At 63.3% G+C, this 5,371-nt stretch carries 1 protein-coding gene and 1 pseudogene; both read left to right on the plus strand.

The window, feature by feature from the left end; genetic code table 11:
* Window positions 1–116: 116 nt before the first annotated feature.
* Window positions 117–683: pseudogene (locus QJT78_RS48060) on the plus strand (AMP-binding protein); the annotation flags it as partial.
* An 87-nt stretch (window positions 684–770) separates the two neighbouring features.
* Window positions 771–5,084, plus strand: coding sequence for an amino acid adenylation domain-containing protein (locus QJT78_RS48065; protein ID WP_348652438.1), 4,314 nt, complete (start codon window positions 771–773; stop codon window positions 5,082–5,084).
* The last annotated feature ends 287 nt before the right edge of the window (window positions 5,085–5,371 follow it).

Raw genomic sequence — 5,371 nt, forward strand, 5'->3', positions numbered from 1 at the left:
TAAACGTCCTGCCTGACCGGCTACTGCTGTTCAGCGGCGCTGACGGCGATCATCAGGTGGGGGAGTTTCAAGTGACCATACCCGGGGGATTTTGACCGACCCACGGGGCGACTGAAGCCGCGATCGACGTGACATCCTGGAGCTGCCCGGCTGAGTTTGATGAGGCCATCGTCCCGATTGGCCGCCCTATTGCCAACACGCGGGTCTACTTGCTGGATGGTCATGGCGCGCCTGTGCCGTTCGGTGCGGTGGGCGAGCTCTGCATTGGCGGGGCGGGGGTGGCGCGGGGCTACCTGAACCGCCCTGAGCTGACCGCGGAGCGGTTCATCCCCAGTCCCTTTGTCGAGGGCGACCGGCTGTACCGGACCGGCGACCTGGCGCGCTACCTGCCGGACGGCAATCTGGAGTTTTTAGGGCGCAACGACGACCAGGTAAAGATTCGCGGCTTCCGCATCGAACCGGGCGAGATTGCGGCGCGGCTTTGCGAGCATGCCTCCGTGCGCGAGGCGGTGGTGGTGGCGCGCGAGGATGGTGGCGGCGAGCAGCGGCTCGTTGCGTATGTCGTTGCCGCCGGAGCTGAGGAATCTGATCTTGCCGGCGGTTTGCGGGCGCATGTGAGTGCGGGGCTGCCGGACTACATGGTCCCGAGTGCGTTCGTGCGGCTGGCGGCGCTTCCGCTGACGCTGAACGGCAAGCTCGATCGAAAAGCGCTACCGGCCCCGGGCGACGAGGCATATGCGCGGCGGACCTACGCGCCGCCTCAGGGCGAGATGGAGACGGTGCTGGCGCAGATCTGGGCCGAGCTGCTGGGGCTGGAGCGGGTCGGACGGCACGACAACTTCTTCGAACTGGGAGGGCACTCGCTCTTGGCGGTGCAGATGATGGAGCATCTGCGGCGGCGGTCACTGCGCATCGAGGTGCGCACCTTGTTCGTCAAGCCAGTGCTCGCGGATCTGGCCGCACGCCTGGGCCGCCATCACGAGGTGGCAGTCCCGGCCAACCTGATCACCGAGCGGAGCGTGGCGATAACGCCGGAGATGTTGCCGCTGATCGAGCTCGCGCAGGACGAGATCGACCGGATCATCGCCACGGTACCCGGCGGGGTTTGCAACATCCAGGACATTTACGGTCTGTCGCCGCTGCAGGACGGCATCCTGTTCCATCATTTGCTAGCGGCAAAGGGCGATCCATACCTCCTGGTGTCGCAGATGGCGTTTGCCGAGCGTGGGCTGCTCGCGCGCTATCTTGCCGCGATCCAGCGGGTGGTAGATCGGCATGACATCCTGCGTACCTCGTTTGTCTGGGAGGGGTTGTCGCGGCCGGTCCAGGTGGTGTGGCGGAAGGCGCGACTGGAGGTGATCGAGGTCCAGCTGGATGGCGCTGATGGCGCTGGCGCTGAGCAGCTCAGGAACCGGTTTGATCCGCGCCGGCACCGCATCGAGCTCGGCCGGGCGCCACTGCTGCGGTTTGTGATTGCGCGCGAGCCCGGCAGCGCGCGCTGGCTGTTGCTGGAGCTGCAGCATCATCTGATCGGGGATCACGCAACCCGGGACGTGATGCATGCTGAAGTCCGGGCCAAGCTGGAGGGGCGCGAGCATGAGCTGACGGCGCCGCAGCCATTCCGCAATCTGGTGGCGCAGGCGCATCTACGCGGTGATGCCAAGGCGGATGAAGCGTTCTTCCGGGAGCTGCTGGCCGGCATCGACGAGCCGACCACGCCCTTCAACTTGAGCGAGGTGCGCGGCGACGGCGGCGGGGTTCGTCAGGCGTATCGGATGCTGCCGCCAGCGCTCCATGCGCGGCTGGCGGAACAGGCGCGGCGGCTGGGCGTGAGTCTGGCGAGCCTGTGCCATCTGGCGTGGGGGCAGGTGGTGGCGCGCAGCAGCGGCCGCGAGCAGGTGGTGTTCGGCACGGTGCTGCTGGGCCGCCTGCAGGGCAGCGCCGGCGCCGACCGCGCCATGGGACTGTTCATCAACACCCTGCCGCTGCGGCTTGATCTTGATGGGACCGCCGTCGAGGCGAGCGTGCGGACCACGCACGCCCGGCTGGCCGAGCTGCTGACACATGAGCATGCCTCGCTGGCGCTGGCGCAGCGCTGCAGCGCTATTGCGGCGTCGGCGCCGCTGTTCAGCACGCTGTTGAACTATCGTCACAACAAGGCGCCGGCTGTGCCCGGCTCCGGGACGGATGATGTCTTGTCGGGTATGGAATGGCTGGGCGGGGAGGAACGCACTAACTATCCGCTGACCCTGTCGGTTGAGGATTTTGGCGAGGCGCTGGGCCTCACTGTGCAGGTGGCGGAGCCAATCTCGGCGGATCGGATCTGCGGCTACATGCAGCGGTCGCTCGAGCAGCTGGCAGAGGCGCTGGAGCATGCCCCGGATACGCCGGTACGCGAGCTCGACATCTTGCCGGCTGAGGAGCGCACCTATCTGCTGGAGGATCTGAACCGGACGGAAGAGGCCTATCCAACAGAGCAGTGCGTCCATGAGCTGTTCGAGGCGCAGGTGCAAAAGGCGCCGGAGGCGGTGGCGCTGGTCTGCGAAAACGAGCGGCTGAGCTATGGCGAGCTCAACGCGCGGGCCAACCGGCTGGCGCATCTTCTGATCGAGCTTGGGGTCAAGCCGGACCAGCCGGTGGCAATCTGCCTCGAACGCAGCCTGATGATGATGGTTGGCATCTTGGCGATCCTGAAGGCGGGCGGTGCCTATCTGCCGCTGGACCCAGCCTATCCCAGCGAGCGGCTGCGTCAGGTTGTCAACGATGCCGCGCCGCGGCTGCTGCTATGCGACGTCGTCGGTCGCGCAGCACTCGGCCCCGAAGTGCTGACCGAGGTGACGGTCATTGATCTGGAGACGGCCACGCCCGCCTGGGCCGAACGGCCGGCTTCGAACCCAGACCGGCACACGCTTGGCCTCACATCCGGCCATCTCGCTTATGTGATCTACACCTCAGGCTCAACCGGAACCCCAAAGGGGGTCATGGTCCAGCATCGGGGGTTGGTCAATCTGCTGTCGGCTCAGGTCGGCCTCTTTGGCGCTTCTTCCAACAGCCGAGTCGTGCAGTTCGCCTCCATCGCTTTTGATGCAAGCGCTTGGGAGCTTCTTATGGCGTTTGGCTCCGGAGCGGCTTTGCACTTGCCTGCGGAAGAGATCCGTCAAGCGAGGAACAAGCTATCGGATTATCTCCGAAGCGAAGCCATCACCCACGCGACACTACCCCCAGCGTTGCTTCAGACGAGCAAGGATCCGGAACGTTTGGCTGCGCAAGTTCTCATTCTTGCCGGAGAGCTGCCTAAGCCTGAACTCATCCGAAGTCTGGCCCCAGCATCAATGGTCAATGCTTATGGCCCGACCGAGGCAACAGTCTGCGCGACGATCTGGACTTGCCCGGCTGATTTCAATGGGTCGGTGGTCCCGATCGGGCGCCCAATTGCCAACACGCGGGTGTACCTGCTGGATGGCCATGGCGCGCCCGTGCCGTTCGGTGCGGTCGGCGAGCTTTACATTGGCGGGGCGGGGGTGGCACGGGGCTACCTGAACCGCCCTGAGCTGACCGCCGAGCGGTTCATCGCCAGTCCCTTTGTCGAGGGCGATCGGCTGTACCGGACCGGCGACCTTGCCCGTTATCTGCCGGACGGCAATCTTGAGTTCCTGGGCCGCAACGACGATCAGGTGAAGATTCGCGGCTACCGCATCGAGCCGGGTGAGATCGTCGCGCGGCTTTGCGAGCACGCCTGGGTGCGCGAGGCGGTGGTGCTGGCGCGCCAGAACGGCGGCGGCCACAAGCATCTGATCGCCTATGTGGTCTGCGCGCCCGAGGCCGGCTCGGATGAGGGCGGTGGAGGCGCGCTTGCGGGCGCCTTGCGCGCGCACTTAAGTGCGCGACTGCCGGACTACATGGTGCCGAGTGCGTTCGTGCGGCTGGCCGCGCTTCCGCTGACGGTGAACGGCAAGCTCGATCGGAACGCACTGCCGGCGCCGTCCGATCAGGCCTATGCGCTGGCGGCCTACCAGTTACCGCCAGGTGAGGTCGAGACGGCGCTGGCGCAGATCTGGGCCGAGCTCCTTGGTGTCGAGCGCATCGGGCGCAACGACCACTTCTTCGAACTGGGCGGCTACTCGCTCTTGGCCGTGCAGATGCTCGGTCGAGCATCAAATCTTGGGTTGAGTTTTAGCGCCACCGACCTCTTCCGCGCACCTGTTCTGAAGGAACTCGCATCGCAGATTTGTTTGCAAGTGCAGCCCAGTAACTCGGCGGTGATTTCCGTTCGACCGAACGGATCGCAACCACCGCTCTTCTTTGTCCCGTCAGGCTTTGGAGATTGTTCGTATGTCCTCGGTTTGGCGGCGGAAATGGATGCAGACTGCTCAGTCTACGCTCTGCCATGGCCACCTTTCGATGACGTTCGTCCACCGACTTTTGAGGCGATGGCCGCGGAGGTGATTGTTGCGATTAAACAGATCCAGCCACGTGGCCCATACCGCTTTGCTGGATACTCATCAGGTGCAATCCTGGCTTATGCAATTGCCGAGCGATTACTGAGTAGTGATGAAGTTGTGTCGTTCATGGCCTTCATCGATGTCAGTCTACCTGGGGCTTCTTCGAACGCATCACTGAAGAATTTGGCGCGAGAGTTTGTTTTGGATCGTTGTGGAACCTTGCGCGATGAATATCGCGAGGTTTTAGAACGCGACACGGAACAATGTTCCATCTCTGAGTTGCTCGAAAAGGCGCAGCAAACAGGAGCGTTAGCTCCAGATCACGATCTTCACAGTGACGTCTCGATGTATCAAAGGGCCGCGGCATTTCAACGGGCGCTACAATCGTATCGCATTCCGTCGCTCCCAATTGAAATATACCAGTTTTATGCCAGTGAGCCTCTTAGTCGTTGGGTACCGCCTGACAAGCAATCTGGTCGCGATGCAAACCTGCCAAAGCTTGGCTGGGACCTGGTCGTCGATGCGGGGGCCATTCATGCGGTACCTGTTCCAGGCAACCACGCGACAATGGTGAGCAACCCAGAAAACCGCCAAGTTCTCGCTCATGCTATTTCAACGGCCCTAATCGGCACTCTTGAATAGGCTCAAAGAATTTCTCCGAAGGCTCAGGTTCGAAGTTTCGTTTCTAGCCCGTCTTATTCGTAAGAGTGCGCCTGAGGGCTGGCGAGCGTGGTGTAAAGCGCTGATGCGGCGTAGGATTCGGTTGCGAAGCCACCCCATCACCTTCAACCGCGAACGCCACGCCCGCCATGACCGATGATACGATTCTGCCCTTCTCGTTTCCAGCCGTTCACGCCAAGAAAGTCACAGCTGCCTTCGATGGCGGTCGCCTGACCTCGAACGGGGGCGTGATGCTTCTGGCGATGGCC

Origin of the sequence: Bradyrhizobium sp. Mp27 (assembly GCF_029953005.1) — a bacterium.
GTDB classification, from domain to species: domain Bacteria; phylum Pseudomonadota; class Alphaproteobacteria; order Rhizobiales; family Xanthobacteraceae; genus Bradyrhizobium; species Bradyrhizobium barranii.

What these genes read in the sequence shown, in the direction of transcription:
- QJT78_RS48065 (WP_348652438.1), top strand. Translation starts at nt 771, where the DNA reads ATGGAGACGGTGCTGGCGCAGATCTGGGCCGAGCTGCTGGGGCTGGAG.